We start from the raw sequence: 22630 nt of genomic DNA, 5'->3' as shown, positions 1-22630 counted from the left end.
GCATCATTAATAAAGATATGTTTAGTTTGCATCCACAACTTGCTCAAGACACTTTTTTTGTCGGCGACTTTCCGTTATCAACATGTCGTTTAATGAATGATATGCAATTTCCTTGGCTTATTTTGATTCCACGTGTGCCAGGGATTACTGAACTATACGAACTTAGTCAGGCAGATCAAGAACAATTTTTACGTGAATCTAGTTGGTTATCTAGTCAATTATCACGCGTATTTCGTGCGGACAAAATGAATGTTGCTGCACTTGGGAACGTTGTTCCTCAGTTGCATTTTCATCACGTTGTTCGTTACCAAAATGATGTGGCTTGGCCTAAACCAGTTTGGGGCTCACAAGCAGTTCCTTATAGCAATGAAGTGCTTGCGCATATGCGTCAGACATTAATGCTTGCTCTACGTGGTCAAGGTGAAATGCCATTTGACTGGAGAATGGACTGATCGATTCTATTAAGCCACGGGTAATGTCGTGGCTTTAATCCTTGGGGAGAAAGGATTTGTCATTAGACAGTTGGATGGACAGAGATCCAAAGCAATTTGAATATCTACATAGGATTGTGGGATATAGTAGTCTTGCACTAATTCTTGTTGTCTATCACTTTACTTATCCTGAGACAACATACCAGCTGTACATCCCGATTTTTTTAACGCTTCTTCTAATTTTTACCCCTAAATTAAGCCAATGGCTTGAATATAAATATAATAGTTCACGTGTAAGGCGTAATGTTTTTTTTCTAATTGATATCGCAATTGTTGCCGTTACACTTTCTGCAATTCATTTGAATATCGTGCTAACTTTTTTGGCTTTGGTTTCGCTTTTATATACAGTTATTAATGTAAAAATTCCATTTGTAATTATTGCGATATCTGGGCTTTTTGGCATAGTCATATTCTATTTATCTAATATCTTTTTATTTGGTTTTGGTCCTTATTTTCAACAAACCAGCAACGAATTAACCATTCTTGCATTTTTGTGTGTTATTGGTTTTTTTGGAATGGGATCAATTTATCAAATTCGCCGTGTAAAAATGGCAGTTGCAAAACAAGAATATTATTATTCTCAAATGCACCGTTATATGGAGTTTGCGAATCAGCTAAGTCGTTATGCGCCTTTACAGTTGTGGCAATCGATTATGAAAGGTGAGTCAGAAGCTAAAATTGAATATAAGCGTAAGAAAATGACCATTTTCTTTTCAGATATTCAAGGTTTTACGGAGCTTTCAGAAACACTAATTCCAGATGATTTAGCATTCGTTTTAAATGACTATTTGAGTCATATGACTGAAATTGCAAAGCATTATGAAGCTACTGTCGATAAGTTTATGGGAGATGCCATTCTTATCTTCTTTGGTGATCCAAACTCTCAAGGTGCAGAGCAGGATGCCAAAATATGCGTAGAAATGGCAATTGCAATGCGTCAGCAAATGAAATTATTACGTGAACGTTGGATTAAAATGGGCTATCCAGCGTTACATATTCGCATGGGTATTAGTACAGGATATTGTCACGTAGGTAATTATGGCGCTGCATACCGAATGGCTTATACCATTGTTGGGCGTGATGCTAACTTAGCTGCGCGTTTACAAAGTGCTGCCGAAGTAGATGAAATTTTAGTGTCGGAAAGTACATATAATTTGGTGAAAAGTAGCTATTTATGTGCACCAAGAGCTCCTATTTCATTAAAAGGTATTCAGGAGCCTGTGCAAACTTGGCAGATCATGGAAAAATATAAATCAGATCTTACCGAATATCAGCAATGGTTTGATTATGAATATAAAGGTTTCCATTTGTTATTAAACTTTGATGAAGTACAAAATTTTGAATATTCAAAACTTATTCAAGTTTTGGAAAAAATGATTAAACGTATTCAAGTTCAACAAGCTTTAACAAACTCACAAGGTATTGTGAAACTTCGTTTGGCAGATGAAGTAATTGTTGAAGAATAGAGTTTTAAACTTTATTTAGAAATAAAAAAACCACGCTTCTGCGTGGTTTTTTAATGAAAATTACTTAGTGATTTTCAGAAGCATGGTTGATTGTGTATTTAGGAATTTCAACTTCTAAATCTTCATCAACAACTTTAACTTGGCAAGATAAACGTGAATCGGGTTGTAAGCCCCAAGCACGATCTAGCAAGTCAGCTTCTACATCATTCATTTCTTCTAAGCCATCGAAGCCTTTGCGTACAACAACGTGGCAAGTTGTGCATGCTGCTGACATATCGCAAGCATGCTCAATTTTAATCCCATTTTTTAGCAAGCTTTCGCAAAGATTGGCATTTTCTTCAACTTCAAACTCAGCACCTTCTGGGCAAATTTGCGCATGAGGAAGAACTTTAATACGTGGCATATTCTTTACCTTAAATTAGTTTGAGTTTGACCAGTCATCAAGCTTAGTGCCTTTTAAAGCAGCATCAATATGTTGATTCATGCGGGCAGCAGCAAATGCATCACTATGTATTTTAAGCTGTTCAACCGAATCTTCAATAGCTTTAATTTCTGATGTTTCAAGTTGTGTTTCTAAATGCTGTTTTGCGACATTTAGTTGGTTAAGTTGTTCGCTTGTTAAAAGGTGAGCATCTACTTTTAAAGCTTGTTCAAGTGCTTCTAGTTCACGTTTTGCTTCAACTTTAGTTTCTTGTAGGTGGCGAAGATTTTTATCTTCTTCAGCAAACTTGAAACCATCTACAAGCAAGCGCTCCATATCTGTATCAGATAAACCATAAGATGGTTTGATATCAATTTGTGCTTGAACGCCTGAAGTTGTTTCTTTAGCAGATACACTCAACAAACCATCAGCATCAACTTGGTAAGTCACTTCAATGCGTGCTTGACCTGCAGTCATTGGTGGAATACCACGAAGTATGAAACGACCTAAACTACGGCAATGTTCAACCAAGTCACGTTCGCCTTGAACCACGTGAATCAACATGGCAGTTTGACCATCTTGATAGGTTGTAAACTCTTGACGACGTGCAACAGGAATAGCGGTATTACGTGAAATTAAACGTTCAACCAATCCGCCCATGGTTTCTAAACCAAGAGATAGTGGTGTTACATCTAAAAGCAAAGAGCCGTCTTTAGAGTTACCAATGAGTTGGTTTGCTGTAATTGATGCACCAATTGCAACAACTTCATCTGGATTTATTGTGCAAAGAGGTTCTTGATTAAAGACTTCACGAACTGCTTTTTGAACTGCATACGAGCGGGTAGAGCCACCCACTAATACAACATTCTGAATATCATCTAAATCAAGTTTTGCATCGCGCATTACACGTTTGCAAACGCTAATAGTTTTGTCTAAAGCGACTTTAATAATTTCTTCAAATGTTGGGCGATCTAAAATTAACGCTTGATCGGCAAGTTCTAACTTTGCAGATTCTTGATCTGTTAAAGCTTCTTTTGCTTTGCGTGCAGATACAATTGCATGTGCGTATTCAGAATCGTCTAAAGTTTCAATATTGAGCTGTTTTTTTGCCCATTTCACAATAAGGCGATCTAAGTCATCGCCACCGAGCGCTGTATGTCCGCCTGTAGCTAAAACTTCAAACACGCCTTGTGAGAAACGTAAAATTGAAACGTCAAATGTACCGCCACCTAAATCATAAATCACATAGTTTTGATTTTGTTCTAGGTTTGCTTCTTGGTCTAAGCCATAAGCAACCGCAGCAGCAGTAGGCTCATTTAATAAACGTAAAACATTTAAACCAGCAAGCTGTGCAGCATCGCGTGTTGCTTGGCGTTGAGCTTCATCAAAATAAGCAGGAACTGTAATTACAGCACCGTTAATTGGGTTACCTAAGCTAGATTCTGCACGGTCTTTCAGTTGTTTTAAAATTTCAGCTGAAATTTCAACAGGTGTTTTATGACCTTGAGCAGTTTCAAATGCAGGCATTTGATTGTCTTCACCCAAAAGTGTGTAAGGGTGTTGGAACTTAATATCTACTTTTGAACGACCCATAAAACGTTTTACAGATGTAATTGTATTTTTAGGATCTGTCGTTAAAAAGGGTTTTGCTTCATCGCCAAAATACGTTGTTTGATTCGCATAATGCACGATAGATGGAAGTAACACACGGCCTTGTTCATCGTTGAGCACTTTGGCTTTACCTGAAAGAACCGTTGCTACCAATGAATGTGTTGTACCTAAATCGATACCAATCGCAATTCGGTGTTCATGCGGTGCACTTGATTGACCTGGTTCTGCAATTTGCAAGAGAGCCATTGTGTTACATCCTTTGCACGTTAAAAGTTAAAAATTTGAATAATTAAAGCGGAAGTAAAAATCCTAAAAATTAAGGATTAAAACTCATCATCTAAGTCGAAGTCTTCATCATCTAAGAAGCGATCTTCAGCTTTGTTGATGTCTGCTAAAACTTTTTGAAAGAAGCGTAATTTACGAACAGTATCGCGTGCTTCAGCCCAATCTTCATCATCGTAGTCAATTTTAAACTCACGAACTAAGCCATCAATCCACTGTTGAACTTCTTTTTTTAGAGATTGAAGATCATCGGCAGAGTGGGCTTCATCAAGTTGTTCACGAATTTCTAAAGCAGACTGAAGAAACTCAAAATCACCAATAGATTGATCTAAATGATAATCTTGCTTTTTTAAGCTAAGTAAATAAGCAGCGCGGCTATCTACATTTAATAACGCTTTGTAAGCTTGGTTGATTTCGCTCGATTTAATCAGTGCTTGATCTTTATCTTCAGCTTTATCTGGATGATATTGTTGTTGAAGTTTTAAAAATTCAGCTTTTAAAACGTCTAAATTAATATCAAGAACAACTGGAAGATTGAACAACTCAAAATGATTCATGGGAAATTGTGTCCACGATAAATTTGAAAATCATATAGATTAAATACGATTAAAACAGTGTTGGACACTGTTTTAATACGTTAAAAAGCAACTAAATATTAAACTGTGAAAGATTCACCACAGCCACATTCGCCTTTCTTATTTGGGTTGTTGAATTCGAAACCTTCATTTAAGCCATTTTTAACATAGTCCATCTCCATACCATCAAGATAAACCAAGCTTTTCGGGTCAACGAATACATTTACGCCATGCTGAACAAACATTTGGTCATGTGTATCGACTTCATCTACAAACTCGAGTACATAAGCCAAACCTGAACAGCCTGAAGTTTTCACACCAACGCGAATGCCTTCACCTTTACCACGATTTTTCAGGTAATTGCTGATGTGAGCAGCCGCATTTTCAGTTAAGTTGATCATGAAAACTCCGTGATACTTTGTTCAATACGCAAAATAATTAAGCTTTTGCTTTTTTGCTACGGTAGTCTTCTACAGCAGCTTTAATTGCATCTTCAGCTAAAACAGAGCAGTGTACTTTCACTGGTGGTAAAGCAAGTTCAGTTGCAATATCAATGTTCTTAATTTCTTGAGCTTGGTCTAGTGTTTTACCTTTTAGCCACTCTGTTACAAGAGAGCTAGAAGCAATTGCAGAACCACAGCCATAAGTTTTGAAACGTGCTTCTTCAATTACACCGTTGTCATCAACTTGGATTTGTAAGCGCATTACGTCACCACAAGCTGGTGCACCAACCATACCAGTACCAACATTTTCAGCGTTTTTGTCTAAAACACCAACATTACGAGGGTTTTCGTAATGATCAATTACTTTTTCGCTATAAGCCATGACGCGTCTCCAAAACTCGGGGTCAGCCAAATATTTAATGGGGATGAAATTACGTTAATCAATGAGATAACTTAAAGTTAAGTTATCTCATTTGGGGTGAATTAATGCTCAGCCCATTCAACAGTTGAAAGATCGATACCATCTTTGTACATATCCCAAAGAGGTGAAAGATCACGTAGTTTTTGAACAGCAGCCTTAGTTACTTCAAGAACCTGATCAATGTCTTCTTCAGTAGTGTATTTACCAAAGCTAAAACGAATTGAGCTATGCGCTAGTTCGTCTGAAAGACCTAATGCACGAAGTACATAAGATGGTTCTAAAGTTGCCGATGTACATGCAGAGCCTGAAGATACAGCAGCATCTTTTAATGACATCATTAAAGATTCGCCTTCAACAAAATTGAAGCTCGCATTTAAATAGTTCGCAACGCTTTGAGTTGGGTGACCATTTAAGAACACTTGTTCTAAATCTTGGAAGCCATTCCAAAGTTTGTCACGTAAAACACGAATACGTGCTTGTTCAGATGCTAGGTTTTTACCAGCAAGTTCAAAAGCTTCACCCATACCAACAATTTGGTGAGTTGCTAAAGTACCAGAACGCATACCACGTTCATGACCGCCACCATGAATTTGAGCTTTAAGACGAACACGTGGGCTACGACGAACAAATAGTGCGCCAATACCTTTAGGTCCGTAAATTTTGTGAGCAGAGAAGCTCATTAAATCAATTTTCATTGTAGAAAGATCGATTTCTACCTTACCAGCAGCTTGAGCAGCATCTACGTGGAAGAAAATTTTCTTAGCACGTGTGATTTCACCAATTGCAGCAACATCAGTCACAGTACCAATTTCGTTGTTTACCATCATAAGAGAAACAAGAATTGTATCTGGACGAATAGCAGCTTCAACCATTTCAGGTGTAATTAAACCTGTTTTTGGTTGTGGCTCGATATAGGTAATTTCGAAGCCTTCTTCTTCTAACTCACGGCAAGTGTCTAAAATTGCTTTATGTTCAATTTTACTTGTAACGATATGTTTGCCTTTAGATGCATAGAACTGAGCAACACCTTTAAGTGCAAGGTTATCAGATTCAGTTGCACCTGAAGTCCAAACGATTTCACGTGGGTCTGCTTTAATTAGATTTGCAACTTGCTCACGTGCATATTCAATTTTTTCTTCTGCTTGCCAACCGTAGGCATGAGAACGAGAAGCCGCATTACCAAAAGTGCCATCAAAAGTTAGACACTCCATCATGCGCTCTGCAACTTGAGGGTCAACAGGAGTTGTTGCTGCGTAATCTAGATAAATTGGACGTTTCATGTCAAATACCTGTAACCGATAGTAGGTCTGAATCAAAAGAAGCTGAGTTTTGGCGAATTGCAACGGTTTGAACGTTGTCTCGAGCTACAAGATCAGCAAGCGTGATTTTTGCTAGATAATCGGCAATGTGATGGGAGAGTTCTTGCCATAAATCATGTGTTAAGCACATTGCACCATTTTGGCAGTTGCCTTTATGGTCACAACGAGTTGCATCAACAGCTTCGTTTACGGCTTCGATGATAGCTAACATAGTAATCTCATCAGCACTACGCGCAAGGTGGTAACCACCATTAGCACCGCGGATACTTGAAACTAAGCCGTGACGCTTTAATTTAGCGAACAATTGTTCAAGGTAAGCCACAGAAATAGATTGACGAGATGCAATTTCAGCAAGAGTGATCGTTTGTTCAGTTGGCTGCAAAGCTAAATCAAGAAGAGCAGTCACTGCGTAGCGACCGCGAGTGGTTAAGCGCATGATTCGATACACATGGTTAGACTAGATACGCTAATTTTATGAATCCTGACTAAAATAGTCAAGTTTTTTTAAGTTATTAAAATGATTAAAAGTAGGAGTGTTTTTTCTAATAATTATGCGAGTATATTATACACTAATAAAGTAGATAAAAGCACAATAATGGTAATAAATAATATATTTAATCTCTTTTGATTTTTTTGAATGCGACGCAAGCGGTTTTTATGTTGTTTAATGTCAACTTGTAGACTATTAATTTTAGAGCGTTGCTGATCAATTTTATCTAAAAGAGGTGCAATTCTTTTCTTAGAAGTTTCAATATTTTGCTCATCTATAGGTTCTTTTAGCCAGTTTTGCCAATCTGACAAGATTTTTGGTGCATTAAAAAGTAAAAGTAAATCTTTAAATTCATCTTTAAGGGTAACATCACCATCAATTCTCATGGCTTTAATGCTACGTTTATTGCCCAGTAAAAAGATTTTAATGAGATCCATCAATGATGTTCGAACATCTAGATCAACCGCTTGTGTAGGTGCTTTTAAGTCAAAAAGAATGCCGTGCTCATTAAATTGAACATAGATATCAAAAAAGGGGATATAGCTATTAATTTTAATAGAAACTTTATTCTCTACGAATTTTTTTGCTTGTAGTGCAATAACACGGTCATGTTTAAGTACCAGTGTAAATATAGTTTCCAAAATAATGAGAACTGTATTCAGCAACAAATGTGTTTCATTTGATCTTTGTTGCGATTCGCTCATGTAAATTATTTCCTTTGAAGCAAGTATGCCCTATAAATTGATAAGTTAAGGACATATTAAATAATACGTAGAATGTTGCTTTGTAAAACAGTTTTAGCAAAGGATCAAGCACTAATTTTGTTTCTATAGTTTAAATTTAAGATTGATCCTAATATTTCGTCTCAAAGAGTTGAGTTAATTTTGATATGAATTTAGTAAGTTTTAATTTTTAATCTAGTTTGAAAAGTAAAGAATAACAGGTGAAAAGTCTATTAAATTAAGGATGATAGGAAAGTCATAATTAGATATTAAGAAGAGCAAAATATAAATTTGATGATTAAAATTAAGTATTTTTCTAAGTCAAAACAAAGTGCAAAATGAGTTGTTTGACTCATGAGTATAATTTTATGAATAGCTTAAATGAAAAACTGCTTAAATTACAATATATAACGTTTATGAGGTTTATTTAGGTTAGAAAATTTGGTTTTAAAAAGGAATGATAAAGTTGAAAAATTGCTCGACTAAAGTATAAATCGTGCTTTGAATAAATTTAGGCTAATTTCAATAAAAGATCTTCACCATTTGGGGGAAATCGTATTAGAATTAATCAACAAAGTGGATTCTTTGTTAGAAGAAAATAGGGAAATAAAAGAACACATCACGGAAAAATGAAATAGATTTAACTGTTTCACGCTTTTTTTATCGTTTTTTTACAACTTATTTTGCATAAAACGGTGTATGAAGTATTGCTTTTACACTTAAACCATTGCTATAAAGGCATTACGGTAATTCAAATTAAACTTTTGTACCTTAAATAAACGAATTAAGAGGACTTAATCTTCATGAATAAATCAGAATTAATTGATGCGATTGCAGAAAAAGGGGGATTGTCTAAGACTGATGCAGGTAAAGCCTTAGACGCGACAATTGCTTCAATTTCAGAAGCTCTAAAAAAGGGTGACACTGTTACTCTAGTTGGTTTTGGTACTTTCGCTGTGAAAGAACGTGCTGCACGTACGGGCCGTAATCCACAAACTGGCGCTACTTTACAAATTAAAGCAAGCAAAGTGCCAAGCTTCAAAGCTGGTAAAGGTTTAAAAGATTCTGTTGCATAATCTTTTATAAATCTGAAAAAGCGCGCTACGGCGCGTTTTTTTATGATTCATTATAAATTACTACATGTATGCATTCATTCGTGATTGTTTTTCGGTTAAAATCGCGCATAAATAAAATTTGGAATACTTATGGAATCGTTTCGTAAAGTTATTAAAGGATGGTTGGGCAAAGTATTGCTCGTTTTGTTTTTGACCCCTTTAGCGCTTGTGGGTATTGAAGGATATTTTAGTGGTGGTGGTTCTAAAGATTCAGTTCAATCGATAAATGGTCAAGATATTTCTGAAAAAGAACTAGAAGCGCTGACGAAATCGTTTCAACAACAATACTTACAATATACTAATGGCGACGAAACGCTTTTAAATCAGTCTTTCATTAAAAATAAAGCCTTAGATATGCTTGTTGCTCGTACATTACTATTACAACAAGCTGAAAAATTAGGTATTGCTTTAAGTGATGTTCAAATTGAACAGATGATTGCGCAACAACCAAGTTTTCAAAAAGATGGTCAGTTTTCTGAAGAATTATTTGCAAACTATTTACGTTCGCAAGGTTTCCCAAACAGTCAGTCGTTTATTATGAATATTCGTCAAGACCATGCTTTGAAAAACTTAACAGCTTCAGTTTCTGATTATGCTTTAGTTAGTAAAGTAGATATTAAACAAATTGTAGATTTGCAAACTGAAAAGCGTACGCTACATTTGGCAAGCATTAAACTTGACGATTACAAAAAAAATATCACTGTAACAGCGCAAGAAATTGAAGATTATTACAATAAAAATACGCAACAATTCAAGCAAATTTCGAGTGTGGATGCAGACTATATTCTAGTAACACCAACAATGTTTGGTCAGAAAGAAGTTGTGATTAACGATGCAGATTTACAACAAGCTTATCAAAAATTTGCTGAAGCTGAAAAAGCAAAAGTTGAACCAGTGATTAAACATATTTTAGTCACTACAGATGGTAAAACAGATGCAGAGGCGAAAAAGTTAATTGATGCTGCGTATGCAGAATTAAATAACGGTGCATCTTTTGCAGATGTTGCTAAAAAGTATTCTGATGATACAACCTCTAAAAACAGCGGTGGTCAATTAGCGGCTTACGATAAAGGCTTGTTTGGCGAAGAATTTGATAAAACAGTATCTACGCTTAAAACAGGTGAAATTTCTAAACCAGTTAAAACACAATTTGGTTATGAAGTTATCCAAACACAATCACCAAGCATTGATATTCCAAGTTTTGAAAGCCAAAAAGAACGTTTAGCTGCTGAATTAAAAATTGCAAAAACACAAAATTCATTTGCCGATGCTGTAAATGGTTTAAATGAAATGGTTGTGGGTAGCGACTCTTTAGATGTTGTTGCTCAAGAAGTAAAAACTGCAAAAGTTGAGTCTGTTAAGAACTTCACTTTAGGTTCGCAACATGCTGTATTTAGTGATCACAGTGTTAAATCTAAGTTATTTAATGACGAGGTGAAAAATGGTGATCGTAATGCAACAAGTAGTATTCAGCTTGCAAACGGTGATGTTGTTTGGGTAAAAGTACGTGATTATCACGCAAGTGGTGTTCAGAGCTTAAAAGATGCGACACCTCGTGTAAAAGCTAAATTGATTGAGCAAAAAGCGTATGCTGCTGCAAAAGTTAAAATTCAAAAAGCATTAGATGATTTTAAAACGAAACCAGCTTCTGCTGTTGTAGCTGAAAGTGGTATTAGGTTTGAAAATGCTGTTACATTTGCTCGTGCAGATGGCTTGTTAAAACGTCCTATTGAGCGTGCTGCTTTTAGTCTAACAGCACCTAAAGAAGGCATGTGGTCTGCAACGACAGCGCAGCTACCAAATGAAATGGTTGTGGTTGCTGTATCTAAAGTTGAAGATCCATTAGCTACAGGATTACCTGCTGAACAAGTTCAAGAAGTATCTAAGCTGTATCAACAACTTCGCGCTCAGCAAGAGTTAGATGCTTATACGGCTTATTTAAAATCTAAAGCTAAAATTAAGTAATAAATAAATCTTGATGTAATAAAAAACTCGGATCTAGTATCCGAGTTTTTTTATGTAAGAATAAAAAATTAGAAAAGTTTGATTGGAATATCTAAGAAGACACGCCATTCATCAATATTAGGCATGTATAGCCAAATCCTAAAAACTATAGAACAATAGAGATATGGGATATTCAAAAGATTTTAAAGACAAAGTCATAGAAATTATGATTCGAGATGAAATGTCTGTGCGAAAAGCAGCACAGCATTTTAACATCTGTATACAGACAATTCAGAACTGGAAAAAGTCCACTACAAACAAACCTATTCCTGGCCGTCCAGCTAAAATTAGCAGAGAGCAAATATTGAAGGATGTTGAACAATATCCTGATGATTATCAGTATGAGCGAGCTGAACGTTTAGGAGTAAGCACTCATGCGGTATTTAATGCGTTACATGCCGCAGGAATATCGCGTAAAAAAAGACGTTAAAGCATCCTAAAGCAGATCAAAATCAACGTCAGCAATTTCAAAATCTCATAGAGTGTTTAGAAGGGAAATTGCCTCTGATTTACATAGATGAAAGTGGTTTTCAAAGTGAAAGTACCAGAACTCATAGTTATAGCCTTCAAGGAACACGTGCTGAAGGTAAATTTAACTGGCAGTTGAAGAATTGCAGTAATGTGATCGGTGCAATCATTGAAAATAGATTGCTGACAGTTGGTGTGTTTAATTGTTCAGTGAACACAGAAGTATTTGAATGTTGGATTGAACAGGATTTATTACCTAAGTTGAAAGAAAGCAGTGTTTTGATTATGGACAATGCGACCTTTCACAAAGGGAAAAGACTTCAGGAGTTGGTACGTTGTGCGGGCCATTACATTGTGTGGCTTCCTAGATATAGTCCAGATTTAAATCCAATAGAAAATATGTGGTCGCGAGTCAAGGCGATTCGAAATAAGTTTAGAGTTAAAGATATTGATAAATTATTTAAAGATTACTGTAATGATTTATTTAGTATTTAGCTATAGTTGTCACGATATGCTGCATCTGCACGGTAAATGTAGTTTCGTGCTCTAAAGCTTACATCTTTTGCAAAACCAGACTGTACGGTGTATTTAATTTGGTTGAAAAATTCACTTTCTTTGGCGTTGTCTGTAATGAGTTGCGTGCGATCTGCATTGGCAACATCAATATCCCAGCCGTATGCATAGGCAGTTGTCCAAGTTAGCCCTGGAATATCTAAAGCACCAAAGTCGAAGCTATATTGAAGATTGACAGATTTTTCACCAGCACCCGCAAAGTCAGATAAATATGAGTTAGGTAATACAATGCTTCCGCCACCATCGGCATTGTTGTTGTAGTCGTAACCCGTATTTCCTGTATTTTGTTGATAAGCCAACATTACAGAGTGTGGACCTGTGTTGTAGGTTGTAGAAAATGCCCAAATAGAGTTCGAACGATTATTTTTATCGTTGGTTGTTTCTGAGTATGTATTACCTTCAGGGTCCCATTTTGTGTGATAAGCATTGAAATCGTAAACTAAAGAGCTATTTTCATTTAAAGGCTGTGTAAAGTTTGTATTTACATAATGTCGTTTTAGTCGATCTTTAATATCTAAGCCATAATAAGATGCATTTAGTTGATCATTAACTTTGTATTTTGCACCCCAAGTTATGGCTTTATCCAACTTGTTTGCATCGGAGTTGACCTGACTTGCGCGAACATTCTTTGTGTATTTACCTACTGTTAATTCGAGGTTTTCTATTTCGTGGCTTGTAATAGAAACGCCTTCATAATACTCAGGTGCAATGCGTCCTAAGTTGCTGGCAAATACAGGTTAGTTGACGGTTTGCGTTCCATAGGTAAGCGTTGTGTTAGATATACGCGCTTTTACATATCCACCACCTCGAATCCAATGGTCACGAGGGGTAACATTACCAAATTGGTCTGTTGCACCATCGTTTTCCGCAGGAATCATATCTGTTCCTGCATGTGCATTGTCACCAATTTTAAAACCTCCATCGGCAAGAATACCCACACCAAAACCTATAGTTCCTTGAGTGAAGCCCGAATCTAATTTAAAGATTGCACTTTGACCTGAGGAATTCTGATCTGTTTTGCCATTTTTCTTGTCGCGGGTGTTTAATCCTGTACGAAATAAAACTGAGCCTGTTGCATCTTCTACAAAACCTTTTGCATCACTTTGTTCGCTAGCATAAGTATTTGAAATGAGCAGGGTGGGAATGAGTGTTGCAAAAAGAATTTTGGTTGATTTTTGCATTAAAAGAACCTTTTAAATAGAGAAGACATTTGATTGATGCTTTCTAGGCAACATCCTGTTGCTTTGGAATTAGTTTTGAAACTATCGGCTTTAGAGCAGATGTAATATTTAATACATGATTCGATATTTCAAATATGTGTAGCTTTAATGGGTTTTTCGTGTAGATTCTTGTCCGTTGTATTGTGGGCTTGTATATTCGAGCTTTATTTTTAATGTGATTTTTTGATAATAATGCTGTAAATGTGGAGATAAATTTTTTCTAAGTTATTTTTTAAATTGAATAAAACATTCAATATATAAATTTATAAAGTATTATTTTTATTGTATTTATTTAAGTTGAAATCAAAATGCTAAATGTGATGTTTGTGTAACTAAAATTTATTCAAAATACATAAGTTTTATGTTTGTAGTGAAGTCTAAGCTTTAGAAAGATAAAAACCGACACATCTACAGTGATGTATCGGTTTAATTGTATTGAATTTGGCTTTATTCAGAGCGAACTTTTAATTCATAACCTGTGTATTTACGAATATTAATAACACCAGTATCTAAAATTAAATATTGACCTTTAATGCCTTGAAGCTTGCCTCGAATAATTGGGGTTTTATCTAAATTATGCGATTTAATTTTTTCAGGATAACAATCTACAGGGTAAATAAATTCACGAGGAAGTTCATCTTCTAGAATTTCAACATTTTCGTTGAAGTCTAAACTCATGCTGAACTCATCACGAATCGTTTCAATTTGCGGTTCAAACTCAATTAAAAGTTCATCTCGTACTTGAATAAGGTCTAAAGGTTCTGCTTCACCTTTAAGAAGTTTGCGCCAATCTGTTTTGTCAGCGACCTGTGTACCAAACATGACTTCTAGCTGACCTGAAAGGCGACGTGAACCAACTTTCATAATAGGTAAGGCTTGCGTAGCGCCTTGATCTAACCAGCGTGTTGGCATTTGTCCTAAGCGTGTAATACCAATTTTGAGTGCGCTTGAATTTGCTAAATAAACAATATGTGGCTGAAAACAAACTTCTTGTGCAAAGCTTTCTTCACGACAAGTTCCAAGATGATAGTGACACGTTTCAGGTTTCATAATGCACATATCGCAAGAAGCCTTGGTTTTAAAGCATTTAAAGCAATGACCTTGTGAAAATGACTTAGATGTTTTTGTTCCGCAAGAAATACAGTAAATATTTCCTGTTGCTTCAATTTCAACTTCTTGACCCAAACTAAATGGAAGATCAAATTCTGTGCGATCTAAAATAAATTTATATTCAACATTTGCCTTGTGAGTCTGATGATCAGTTAAACTAACATCCTTGAGGCCAGCGTGCATTTTGTGGCAAATGCCTTGTAATTCCATGAAGATACTCACTTTAATAACAGGAAGCAGTTATGGCTGAACTTAACGTCATCACTTCAATGCTAGACGATTTATCTAAAGAACAGCCAGTTCATACTGCAATTTGTATTGGTCAAAATCTAGAGCAATACAATCTTAATCAATCAATTCAATGGTCTTATTTTAGCGTATCTGACTTTTTAAATCTGCCATTTACACAGCGTTATGATTTGGCATTTGTATTATTTAATACAGATGAAGCTTCAAATTTGGATGTACAGCAAAAATCTCAGTTAATTGTGAAACTTCGAGATTTAATGGCGAAAAGATTGGTGGTGGTGAGTAAATTACAGGATGAATCACTTTTAAGGGCTTTAGGTTTAACGCAACTGATAGATCAAAATACACATGATCAAGATTTTGCTTTATGGCAATTTAATATTTTAACGTATAAGCATGTACCCGATTGGTTTAACTCTAAATTTTGGGCAAACCCTGAAAATTGGGATAAATTTCGTTGGTAAGTTGTTTATATTAAAGAGTTTGTAAATTTTAGCGAAGAAGGTAGGTGATTTTTCTATTTTCGAGGTATCCTAGATATGCACATATTATGGAATAACTAAAAATGACAAACTTAAATAACATTGTAGAAATTTTAGCTAAACAAGCACTTGGCGGTGGTCAACAGCAAAATCAGGATAGTGGTTTTGGTGGTATTCTAGGTTCAGTGCTTGGTCAATTAGGTGGTCAATCTCAGCAATCTAATGCAGGTGGTTTAGGTGGAATACTTGGTTCTGTTTTAGGTCAGTTTGGTGGTCAATCTCAAGGTTCTAATGCTGGTGGTGGTTCTCAGTTACTCATTGCTGTACTTCCATTAGTTTTAGCTTGGGTTCAAAAACAAGGTGGTTTGCAGGGTGCTTTGGATAGCTTAAAAGGACAGGGCTTAACAAGTCAGGTTGAAGATTGGGTTTCTACAGGTGAGGGTGATAATGCAGCTGTAGATCCGCAACAAATTCAAAGCTTATTCTCAGATGCTGAAATTGAGCAAGTTGCACAGCAAGCACAAGCGCCTAAGCAAGATGTACTGAGTGCGATTTCTACAGTTTTACCGCAAATTATTGATTCGCTTACACCGCAAGGTGAACAAACCAGTAGTACAGAAGCAAACTCAGATATTGCTAACGTAATGAATCTAGTTTCAGGTTTTCTGAAAAAATAATTTATATTCAAAATAAAAAAAACACGCAATTGCGTGTTTTTTTTATGGGTTTGGTTTTGACTTAGAAGTCGTAACGGAAACCTAAAGATAACCCAGTAGAGTCTTCGCCTGATACGCCTGAAATATCAGTGCTACGACCTTGCTGCCAAGGAGTCAACTTAGAACCTTTGTCATTCAGTACTGTTGCAAGGTTTGCATATACACGTACAGCAGAATCAAGTTTGTGTTCTACGCCTACAGCAATAAGACTTGCATTCGCATCGCTAGTATCTACATCACGTAGTAAGTATTGACCACGTAAAGCAGTTTTTGATGAAAGTTTATATTCACCAGCTACGCCATATACTTGTACGTCAGGGTTTTTTACATCATTGTCATGTTTAGAAAGTTGATATAAGCCACCAAGTTTTAAATCACTTGTAATGTTGTATGCAGCCGCAACGCGGAAAGCATCACGTTCACCTTTACTATCAGCATTAGATTGATATTTTTCGTATGCTGTAGCAATGTCGATAGGACCATTTTTATAAGTTACAGCAAGATCATAGGTTTTATTTTTGTTTTTACCTGTACCATCAAATGTACCATCGGCATTTGTCTCACCTGGATCTTGTTTTGTATCATACACACCATCATGAAGTGACATAGCCGCAATTACGTTAAATCCACCACCAAACTTTGGTGATTTATATTCAATTGTGTTGGCATTACGTTCATCAAAACGCATATCACCGGCACGGGTTACATTTCGAATATCACCTAATTGATCGCCAAAGAAGTTTACTGGACCACGAGCAACTTTAAATGGACTGTCAAAACGACCTACACGTACTTGACCATAGCTATCACTTTTTAAACCAACAAAGGTATCACGAGTGGCAAAATCAACGCCTTTAGAATCGTTACCACCGCTTGAAAAATTAATTTCTTGTTCAATTTGTGCGAAAACATTTAAGTCATCATTTACTTTTTGATTAACTTTAAAGCCTAAGCGTGAAGAGTTTGATGATAGGTTTGCTTCGTTATAATCTTTACCATCATCTAGGTAATCTAAAGAAACATGAGCACGACCATAAACTTGTACGTCTGCAGCTGCTGCCATTACTGGTGTTAAAATTGTTGCCCCAACTGCTAATGCGCAAAGTGTCTTTTTCATTTGTAACTCCAATACTATCTTTTTGTTAAGCGATTTTGAAATTCGTGAGTAGGCGTAGCTTTATGTATCTACTGCCTTCCTTGGTGCTCAGTATTGATGACAAATAAGTCAGTAAGATTAAGGATTTATTGCAAAAATATTAAAAATGGATAATTTGATATTTGGGTTTTTAATTTTTTAATTGGTTGAATAATCTATTAAAATTAAATATTTAGATGTAAAAAAAGAGCTCTAAAAGCTCTTTTTTTAATTTATGAATGCTTAAAGTGCAGCTTTAATTTTTTCAGCAAACGCTTTAATTTTTTCTTGATCGCCCATTTCGAGTGCATGTTTTCCAAGTTCATGAACAGAGCTTGGAATTAAATGAAAATGAACATGAGGAACAGTTTGACCTGCTGAAGCACCTGAAAGTTGCATTAGTACAATGCCTTTTGCATCTAAGCCTTTTTCAATTGCTTTCGCAATTTTTTGTACAACTTGAATAGTATAGGCTGCTGCTTCTGGGGCTAAATCTAACAAGGTTACTGCTGGTGATTTAGGAATAACCAATGTATGACCATCTGCTTGAGGCATAATGTCCATAAATGCAAGAACCTGTTCATCTTCATAAACTTTAATGGCAGGTAATTCACCGCGAAGAATTCTTGCAAAAATATTTTGGTCATCGTAAGCCATGTGGACTCCTTGATTGAATATGGCGAATGTAATTATTTACAATTCAATTCTTTCTGACGATCCTTGATGGCGTCAAGCTTTCTTTGTTCTACATCAGAAAATTTTGGCTTATCTGTATAACAATCGGCATTATTATTAAAGCGTGTTTTAGCTTCAGGATCTTTAAAGCAGAAACCTTTAGATGCATAAATCACATCAGAATCACTTTTCAGTTTTTTACATTCTTGTTCAGAAGCAAAAGCAGTATTTACTCCAATTAAAGTTGTAAGACTTGCAATTATAGCAATAGTTAACTTTTTCATAAGAGTATCCTTGGTTATTGCTTAAGTTAATACACATCAAAATAATACGTATGATGTGTATTAATCAATGGCAGGACTTTAGCTAATTGTAATTTTACTCCAAGATTCATACAATTTTACAGCAGCAGAAAAGTCTGCATCTGCTTCAGCAGTTAGGTTTGCTGTTTGTATAAGATTTTGAGTTAAGCTCAAAATTGGAGTAGGTAATTTCACATCTTGGGCTAAATTTAAAGCAATACCAGTGTCTTTTGCAAGCAATGGTAAGGCAAAGGTTAAAGGGAAGCTTCTATTTAAAATGCGTTGAGATAGTACATTTTCAGTCACACCACTTTTACCGCTAGATGCATTAATACAATCTAAAGCTTCAGTTAAATCTACACCGTGTGCTTTAAGTGTTGTAAAGCCTTCTGCTACAGACCATAAATTTACCGCTAGAAGCATGTTATTTACCGCTTTTACAGCAAAACCTGCACCCGATGCACCGACGTGTTTAATAAGTTTACCAAATGCTTGTATTGCCGGTAATGCTTGATTAAATGCCGTTTCATCGCCACCAATCATAACAGTGAGTGTGGCATTTTCTGCACCAATGGTTTGTCCGCTAACAGGCGCATCTAAAAATGAAACCAGTTGAAGTTTTAATTGTTCTGCAAGTTGCTTCGCAGATTCTGGTACGCCACTTGTGCAATCTACCCAAATTGATCCTGCTTTTAACTCTAAACCTGCAATTAAGTTTTCAACATCTTTACTTGTAGGTAGGCATGAAAAAATAATATCGGCTTGAACCGCTTGTTTTAAATCTACAGCTTGAGTGCCATATTCAATTGAGTGTTGCTTGGCTTTTTCGAAGTTTCTGTTCCAAACATAAACCGTATCGAAATGCTTAGGAAGATGCGCCGCCATTCTGTAGCCCATAGCGCCTAAACCAATAAATGCAACTGATTGAATCATGATGTTTCCCTATAATTGTGTAGATCTAAGTGCGAGCCAATTGAACAGTATTGGCCAAAATTGTTCAGCACTTTTTTGACTAGACATTAACCCTAAATGCCCACCAGGAATAAGAGTAAACGTGACATCTTGACTATTTGTCAATTCAATTAAAGGCTTTGCAGCTTCTGCTGAAACAATTTGATCGTTGTCTCCTGCGCCAACAAAGACAGAGCAGTCTATATTTTTTAATTCGATGAACTTATTCTCTAACTGTATATGTCCATTTTTGAGTGGATTTTTTAACCATAAGTTTAAAATCATGTCTTTATTTACGCCACCGGGGTAATCAATCATATGATTTAAAAACTCGGACATTGTTGCATGTTCATGCATAAATTGAATGCTATCTAAGTTTTTAAAAAGTTGAACTTTACTGTCTAGCCAAGATTTTGGGTTAATGAGTTTAAATCCAATTGAATTAATAAAACCGGGCGTATGAATATACTTAGTTGGAATATTTTCTTTTGTGAATAGGTTTTGTAGTTTAGGTTTTTTATTTATAAATTGATGACTAAGCTCAAATAGTTTTCCAATTTTTCCTGATGTGTGGGAATTTATAGGACTTCCTAAAACAATTAAATTTTTAACAAATTTTGGCTGATAAAGCGCCGTATAAAGCGTGACAAATACACCACCCATACTCCATCCGTGTAGCGAAATTTGCTGAGAGTTTGCATGTGTTTGAATCTGTTTAATGCAATTTGGAATTAAATCATCAATAAAATATAAAAAATTAAATGCATGATGGCTGTAATTGAAACGATCCCATTGTAATAAGTAAATATCGAAGCCTTGATTTTGGAAGTATTGAATTAAAGATCTATAAGGATGTAAGTCATAAATAGCAGTATTGACTGCCAAAGGTGGAATAAAAACTAAAGGTTCTTGGTATTTTCTATTTTCAGAAGCGTAATAACGAATTTGAGTATTCTTATAAGCCGTAATAATTTCATACGGTGTTTGTTCAGATTGAACTAAAGATTTTCGATTAAGCAGGCGAATAGAGAGATTCTTTAATTTTCCACTTTGATTTTCGAGAATTAGTTTTAATGATTTCATAGAAGAATCTGTCACAAGCGCTACCGATTTGAACGAAGACTAAACAATTTTTCAATATTATACCTTGACCATAAATACCTTAGACGCTCAAAATGTTGGCAATTGTTTACCAAGGCAGTCTACAGACTGAGTAATTGAAATGAGCCAACAAGACGACAGTCAATATCAATTAGAAACTTTAGCAATTCGCACTGGGCATAATCGTACTGCAGAAGGCGAGCATAGCGAACCAATTTTCTTAACGTCATCTTTTGTTTGCGAAAGCGCAGCAGATGCTGCTGCTAAGTTCTCGGGTGAAATTGAAGGCAATACATATTCACGTTATACCAATCCAACAGTTCAGGCTTTTGAAAAGCGTTTGGCTGTTTTAGATGGTGCTGATGCTGCTGTTGCAACAAGTTCGGGTATGGCGGGCGTACATGCAGTTACTTTGGCTTATTTAAAGTCGGGTGATCATGTTATTTGTTCACGCGCTGTATTTGGTTCAATTCTTTCTTTATTTGAGAAATATGTCATTAAATTTGGCGTAGACGTTACCTTTGTAGACTTAGGTGATTTAGACGCTTGGAAACAAGCAATTCGTCCAAATACACGTTTATTATTTATTGAAACACCATCAAATCCATTGGCTCAGGTGGGTGATTTACAAGCAATTGCAGATATTGCTCATGCACATGGTGCGTTGTTTGCAGTAGACAATACATTCTGTACGCCTGTATTACAGCGACCAATTAAATTTGGTGCTGACCTTGTGATTTACTCATCGACTAAATATATTGATGGTCAAGGTCGTGCATTAGGCGGTGCTGTTGTGGGTAGCGCTAAATTAATGGAAGAAATTACAGGTGTAATTCGTACACTAGGTAATTCCTTAAGTCCATTTAATGCATGGATTTTCTTAAAAGGTTTAGAAACACTTAGCTTACGTATGAAAGCACACTGTGCAGGTGCACAAAAGCTTGCAGAGTGGTTAGATGCACATCCTAAAGTAGAAAAAGTATATTACGCAGGTTTACCAAACCATCCAGGTCATGAATTAGCCAAGAAACAGCAATCAGGTTTTGGTGGTGTTGTGTCTTTTGTTGTGAAAGGTGAGCGTGCAGGTGCATGGACAGTTATTGATAACACACGTTTCTTATCAATCACGAGTAACCTAGGCGATACGAAATCTACAATTACCCATCCAGCAACAACTTCTCATGGCAGAATGTCTGCTGAAGCAAAAGTTGCAGCAGGAATTAGTGAAGGTTTAATTCGTGTATCTGTTGGTTTAGAAGATATTGATGATATTATTGGCGACATTAGTCGTGGTTTAGATTTAATTTAAGATTTGTTCGGAGTTTTTTATGAACGTAAATATGTTAATGCAGCAAGCACAGCGCATGCAAAAAGAAGTCGCGAACAACATGAAAAAGGCAAAAGAAGAACTTGCCCAAACTGAAGTTCATGCAGAGGCTGGCGGTGGCTTAGTTAAAGTAACAATGACTTGCCGTAACGTGGTTAAGCGCATCGAGATTAATCCAGAACTTCTTCAAGATGATCCAGATATGATTGAAGACTTAATTGCTGCTGCAATGAATGATGCTGCTCGTCAAGCAGAAGCTGTTTCTGAAGAAAAAATGAAAGCTGCGAATTCTGGTATGGGTTTACCACCAGGCTTAGCTGGCTTGTTCTAAGGAATAGCCTAAGTGTTTAGTGATCGTTTTGATCAACTTGTACAAGCACTACGTATTTTGCCAAGCGTTGGGCCAAAGTCGGCTCAACGTATGGCATTACACCTTATTATGAAAAATAAAGAGGGTGCAGTAGGTTTGGCACATGCGTTGAATGAAGCTACAAGCTATATTCACGAATGCTCTATTTGTCATTCTTTAACGGAAGATGAAATTTGCAATATTTGTGTATCTCATGAAAGAGAAGAGCATTTATTGTGTGTGGTTGAGTCTCCTGCAGATGTTATGGCAATTGAACAAAGTGGAAGTTTTAGAGGGAAATATCATGTTTTGGGTGGGCATTTGTCGCCACTGGATGGTATAGGTCCTGATGAAATTGGCATTCCATTTTTAGTTCAAAGATTGAGTGATGGCAAAGTAAAAGAAGTGATTCTTGCAACCAATGCAACGGTTGAAGGTCAGGCAACAGCACATTATTTGGTAGAAGCGACAAAGCATTTACCCGTGCATATGACGCGTATTGCACAAGGCGTACCGCAAGGTGGCGAACTTGAATATGTAGATAGCCATACACTGAGCCAAGCTGTTCATAATCGTATGCAAATGAAATAAGCTTTACGAAGTTTATTTCAT

At 36.1% G+C, this 22630-nt stretch carries 25 protein-coding genes and 1 pseudogene; 11 read left to right on the top strand and 15 right to left on the bottom strand.

The genetic code is table 11. The features are described from left to right. The first annotated feature begins 17 nt into the window (after positions 1-17). Positions 18-452, top strand: coding sequence for an HIT domain-containing protein (locus tag MZO21_RS07120; RefSeq protein ID WP_154772940.1), 435 nt, complete (start codon positions 18-20; stop codon positions 450-452). A gap of 56 nt (positions 453-508) precedes the next feature. Beyond that, positions 509-1957: an adenylate/guanylate cyclase domain-containing protein gene (locus tag MZO21_RS07115; protein ID WP_154772910.1), complete on the top strand. Its 1449-nt coding sequence runs from the start codon at positions 509-511 to the stop codon at positions 1955-1957. Between the two features lie 64 nt (positions 1958-2021). Here MZO21_RS07115 and fdx read toward each other — a convergent pair whose 3' ends face one another. From fdx to MZO21_RS07075, 8 genes are all read right to left on the bottom strand, one after another. Further along, positions 2022-2360 (bottom strand): ISC system 2Fe-2S type ferredoxin, encoded by a 339-nt coding sequence (fdx, locus tag MZO21_RS07110; RefSeq protein WP_154772909.1) that lies wholly within the window; start codon positions 2358-2360, stop codon positions 2022-2024. Between the two features lie 15 nt (positions 2361-2375). Further along, entirely contained in the window at positions 2376-4235 is a 1860-nt protein-coding gene (gene hscA, locus MZO21_RS07105; protein ID WP_154772908.1) for a Fe-S protein assembly chaperone HscA, read from the bottom strand. Positions 4236-4312: 77 nt separating this feature from the next. Then, positions 4313-4828 carry a Fe-S protein assembly co-chaperone HscB gene (gene hscB / locus MZO21_RS07100; RefSeq protein WP_154772907.1) on the bottom strand — a complete coding sequence of 172 codons (516 nt, stop codon included), beginning with the start codon at positions 4826-4828 and terminating at the stop codon, positions 4313-4315. Between the two features lie 98 nt (positions 4829-4926). Further along, the gene (iscA, locus tag MZO21_RS07095; RefSeq protein ID WP_154772906.1) at positions 4927-5247 is read right to left on the bottom strand and encodes an iron-sulfur cluster assembly protein IscA; all 321 of its coding nucleotides are present in this window, start codon (positions 5245-5247) and stop codon (positions 4927-4929) included. 37 nt (positions 5248-5284) lie between these two features. Further along, positions 5285-5671, bottom strand: coding sequence for a Fe-S cluster assembly scaffold IscU (gene iscU / locus MZO21_RS07090; protein ID WP_154772905.1), 387 nt, complete (start codon positions 5669-5671; stop codon positions 5285-5287). Positions 5672-5772: 101 nt separating this feature from the next. Further along, positions 5773-6990: an IscS subfamily cysteine desulfurase gene (locus tag MZO21_RS07085; protein WP_154772904.1), complete on the bottom strand. Its 1218-nt coding sequence runs from the start codon at positions 6988-6990 to the stop codon at positions 5773-5775. A 1-nt stretch (position 6991) separates the two neighbouring features. After that, positions 6992-7465 carry an Rrf2 family transcriptional regulator gene (locus MZO21_RS07080; RefSeq protein ID WP_154772903.1) on the bottom strand — a complete coding sequence of 158 codons (474 nt, stop codon included), beginning with the start codon at positions 7463-7465 and terminating at the stop codon, positions 6992-6994. A 113-nt stretch (positions 7466-7578) separates the two neighbouring features. Continuing rightward, entirely contained in the window at positions 7579-8223 is a 645-nt protein-coding gene (locus MZO21_RS07075; RefSeq protein ID WP_154772902.1) for a hypothetical protein, read from the bottom strand. A gap of 821 nt (positions 8224-9044) precedes the next feature. Between MZO21_RS07075 and MZO21_RS07070 the strand changes: the two genes are divergently transcribed. From MZO21_RS07070 to MZO21_RS07055, 4 genes are all read left to right on the top strand, one after another. Further along, entirely contained in the window at positions 9045-9317 is a 273-nt protein-coding gene (locus MZO21_RS07070; RefSeq protein WP_152873538.1) for an HU family DNA-binding protein, read from the top strand. Between the two features lie 129 nt (positions 9318-9446). Continuing rightward, the gene (locus MZO21_RS07065; RefSeq protein WP_248102612.1) at positions 9447-11321 is read left to right on the top strand and encodes a SurA N-terminal domain-containing protein; all 1875 of its coding nucleotides are present in this window, start codon (positions 9447-9449) and stop codon (positions 11319-11321) included. Positions 11322-11484: 163 nt separating this feature from the next. Then, positions 11485-11790, top strand: a complete 306-nt coding sequence (locus MZO21_RS07060; protein WP_087547287.1) for an IS630 transposase-related protein — start codon at positions 11485-11487, stop codon at positions 11788-11790. Between the two features lie 47 nt (positions 11791-11837). Beyond that, complete coding sequence (locus MZO21_RS07055) at positions 11838-12323, top strand: transposase (protein ID WP_227557093.1); 486 nt, start codon at positions 11838-11840, stop codon at positions 12321-12323. On the opposite strand, the pseudogene MZO21_RS07050 reads toward MZO21_RS07055, so the two are convergent. Both MZO21_RS07050 and MZO21_RS07045 read right to left on the bottom strand, forming a co-directional pair. Next, positions 12320-13582: pseudogene (locus tag MZO21_RS07050) on the bottom strand (OprD family outer membrane porin). The gene MZO21_RS07055 and the pseudogene MZO21_RS07050 sit on opposite strands and share 4 nt — an antisense overlap. Before the next feature lie 486 nt (positions 13583-14068). Beyond that, positions 14069-14941 carry a DUF2797 domain-containing protein gene (locus MZO21_RS07045; protein ID WP_154773673.1) on the bottom strand — a complete coding sequence of 291 codons (873 nt, stop codon included), beginning with the start codon at positions 14939-14941 and terminating at the stop codon, positions 14069-14071. A gap of 32 nt (positions 14942-14973) precedes the next feature. On the opposite strand from MZO21_RS07045, the gene MZO21_RS07040 reads away from it, so the two are divergent. Together MZO21_RS07040 and MZO21_RS07035 are read left to right on the top strand one after the other, a co-directional pair. Then, on the top strand, positions 14974-15444 hold the full coding sequence (locus MZO21_RS07040) for a DUF6231 family protein (RefSeq protein ID WP_154773674.1): 471 nt from the start codon (positions 14974-14976) through the stop codon (positions 15442-15444). A 101-nt stretch (positions 15445-15545) separates the two neighbouring features. Next, positions 15546-16139 (top strand): YidB family protein, encoded by a 594-nt coding sequence (locus MZO21_RS07035; RefSeq protein WP_248103890.1) that lies wholly within the window; start codon positions 15546-15548, stop codon positions 16137-16139. A 61-nt stretch (positions 16140-16200) separates the two neighbouring features. Here MZO21_RS07035 and MZO21_RS07030 read toward each other — a convergent pair whose 3' ends face one another. From MZO21_RS07030 to MZO21_RS07010, 5 genes are all read right to left on the bottom strand, one after another. After that, positions 16201-17295 (bottom strand): porin, encoded by a 1095-nt coding sequence (locus MZO21_RS07030; protein ID WP_248103888.1) that lies wholly within the window; start codon positions 17293-17295, stop codon positions 16201-16203. A 261-nt stretch (positions 17296-17556) separates the two neighbouring features. Beyond that, on the bottom strand, positions 17557-17970 hold the full coding sequence (locus MZO21_RS07025; protein WP_154773677.1) for an HIT family protein: 414 nt from the start codon (positions 17968-17970) through the stop codon (positions 17557-17559). Positions 17971-18002: 32 nt separating this feature from the next. Beyond that, positions 18003-18272, bottom strand: a complete 270-nt coding sequence (locus MZO21_RS07020; RefSeq protein WP_154773678.1) for a YARHG domain-containing protein — start codon at positions 18270-18272, stop codon at positions 18003-18005. 78 nt (positions 18273-18350) lie between these two features. Continuing rightward, the gene (locus tag MZO21_RS07015; RefSeq protein WP_154773679.1) at positions 18351-19223 is read right to left on the bottom strand and encodes an NAD(P)-dependent oxidoreductase; all 873 of its coding nucleotides are present in this window, start codon (positions 19221-19223) and stop codon (positions 18351-18353) included. A 9-nt stretch (positions 19224-19232) separates the two neighbouring features. Then, positions 19233-20324, bottom strand: coding sequence for an alpha/beta fold hydrolase (locus tag MZO21_RS07010; RefSeq protein ID WP_248103893.1), 1092 nt, complete (start codon positions 20322-20324; stop codon positions 19233-19235). A gap of 139 nt (positions 20325-20463) precedes the next feature. Here MZO21_RS07010 and MZO21_RS07005 point away from each other — a divergent pair, with 139 nt between their 5' ends. The 3 genes from MZO21_RS07005 to recR are packed head-to-tail and all read left to right on the top strand — an operon-like array spanning position 20464 to position 22609. Continuing rightward, a complete protein-coding gene (locus MZO21_RS07005) occupies positions 20464-21651 on the top strand; it encodes an O-succinylhomoserine sulfhydrylase (protein WP_248103885.1) in 1188 nt (395 codons plus the stop codon). A 19-nt stretch (positions 21652-21670) separates the two neighbouring features. Further along, on the top strand, positions 21671-22000 hold the full coding sequence (locus MZO21_RS07000; protein WP_154773682.1) for a YbaB/EbfC family nucleoid-associated protein: 330 nt from the start codon (positions 21671-21673) through the stop codon (positions 21998-22000). 12 nt (positions 22001-22012) lie between these two features. Then, positions 22013-22609 (top strand): recombination mediator RecR, encoded by a 597-nt coding sequence (recR, locus tag MZO21_RS06995; RefSeq protein WP_248103882.1) that lies wholly within the window; start codon positions 22013-22015, stop codon positions 22607-22609. Positions 22610-22630: the final 21 nt, after the last annotated feature.

Origin of the sequence: Acinetobacter portensis, from assembly GCF_023158935.1 — a bacterium.
GTDB lineage: Bacteria > Pseudomonadota > Gammaproteobacteria > Pseudomonadales > Moraxellaceae > Acinetobacter > Acinetobacter faecalis.
This window is presented reverse-complemented; position numbering and strand designations above follow the sequence as displayed.

Excerpts from the sequence above, each read along its gene's own strand:
- hscB (WP_154772907.1), bottom strand. The coding sequence starts at position 4,828 with ATGAATCATTTTGAGTTGTTCAATCTTCCAGTTGTTCTTGATATTAAT.
- MZO21_RS07030 (WP_248103888.1), bottom strand. The coding sequence starts at position 17,295 with ATGAAAAAGACACTTTGCGCATTAGCAGTTGGGGCAACAATTTTAACA.
- hscA (WP_154772908.1), bottom strand. The coding sequence starts at position 4,235 with ATGGCTCTCTTGCAAATTGCAGAACCAGGTCAATCAAGTGCACCGCAT.
- MZO21_RS07080 (WP_154772903.1), bottom strand. The coding sequence starts at position 7,465 with ATGCGCTTAACCACTCGCGGTCGCTACGCAGTGACTGCTCTTCTTGAT.
- MZO21_RS07120 (WP_154772940.1), top strand. The coding sequence starts at position 18 with ATGTTTAGTTTGCATCCACAACTTGCTCAAGACACTTTTTTTGTCGGC.
- MZO21_RS07040 (WP_154773674.1), top strand. The coding sequence starts at position 14,974 with ATGGCTGAACTTAACGTCATCACTTCAATGCTAGACGATTTATCTAAA.
- MZO21_RS07060 (WP_087547287.1), top strand. The coding sequence starts at position 11,485 with ATGGGATATTCAAAAGATTTTAAAGACAAAGTCATAGAAATTATGATT.
- MZO21_RS07075 (WP_154772902.1), bottom strand. The coding sequence starts at position 8,223 with ATGAGCGAATCGCAACAAAGATCAAATGAAACACATTTGTTGCTGAAT.
- MZO21_RS07000 (WP_154773682.1), top strand. The coding sequence starts at position 21,671 with ATGAACGTAAATATGTTAATGCAGCAAGCACAGCGCATGCAAAAAGAA.
- MZO21_RS07035 (WP_248103890.1), top strand. The coding sequence starts at position 15,546 with ATGACAAACTTAAATAACATTGTAGAAATTTTAGCTAAACAAGCACTT.
- fdx (WP_154772909.1), bottom strand. The coding sequence starts at position 2,360 with ATGCCACGTATTAAAGTTCTTCCTCATGCGCAAATTTGCCCAGAAGGT.
- MZO21_RS07010 (WP_248103893.1), bottom strand. The coding sequence starts at position 20,324 with ATGAAATCATTAAAACTAATTCTCGAAAATCAAAGTGGAAAATTAAAG.
- MZO21_RS07005 (WP_248103885.1), top strand. The coding sequence starts at position 20,464 with ATGAGCCAACAAGACGACAGTCAATATCAATTAGAAACTTTAGCAATT.
- MZO21_RS07020 (WP_154773678.1), bottom strand. The coding sequence starts at position 18,272 with ATGAAAAAGTTAACTATTGCTATAATTGCAAGTCTTACAACTTTAATT.
- iscU (WP_154772905.1), bottom strand. The coding sequence starts at position 5,671 with ATGGCTTATAGCGAAAAAGTAATTGATCATTACGAAAACCCTCGTAAT.
- MZO21_RS07070 (WP_152873538.1), top strand. The coding sequence starts at position 9,045 with ATGAATAAATCAGAATTAATTGATGCGATTGCAGAAAAAGGGGGATTG.
- MZO21_RS07045 (WP_154773673.1), bottom strand. The coding sequence starts at position 14,941 with ATGGAATTACAAGGCATTTGCCACAAAATGCACGCTGGCCTCAAGGAT.
- MZO21_RS07065 (WP_248102612.1), top strand. The coding sequence starts at position 9,447 with ATGGAATCGTTTCGTAAAGTTATTAAAGGATGGTTGGGCAAAGTATTG.
- MZO21_RS07025 (WP_154773677.1), bottom strand. The coding sequence starts at position 17,970 with ATGGCTTACGATGACCAAAATATTTTTGCAAGAATTCTTCGCGGTGAA.
- iscA (WP_154772906.1), bottom strand. The coding sequence starts at position 5,247 with ATGATCAACTTAACTGAAAATGCGGCTGCTCACATCAGCAATTACCTG.
- MZO21_RS07015 (WP_154773679.1), bottom strand. The coding sequence starts at position 19,223 with ATGATTCAATCAGTTGCATTTATTGGTTTAGGCGCTATGGGCTACAGA.
- MZO21_RS07085 (WP_154772904.1), bottom strand. The coding sequence starts at position 6,990 with ATGAAACGTCCAATTTATCTAGATTACGCAGCAACAACTCCTGTTGAC.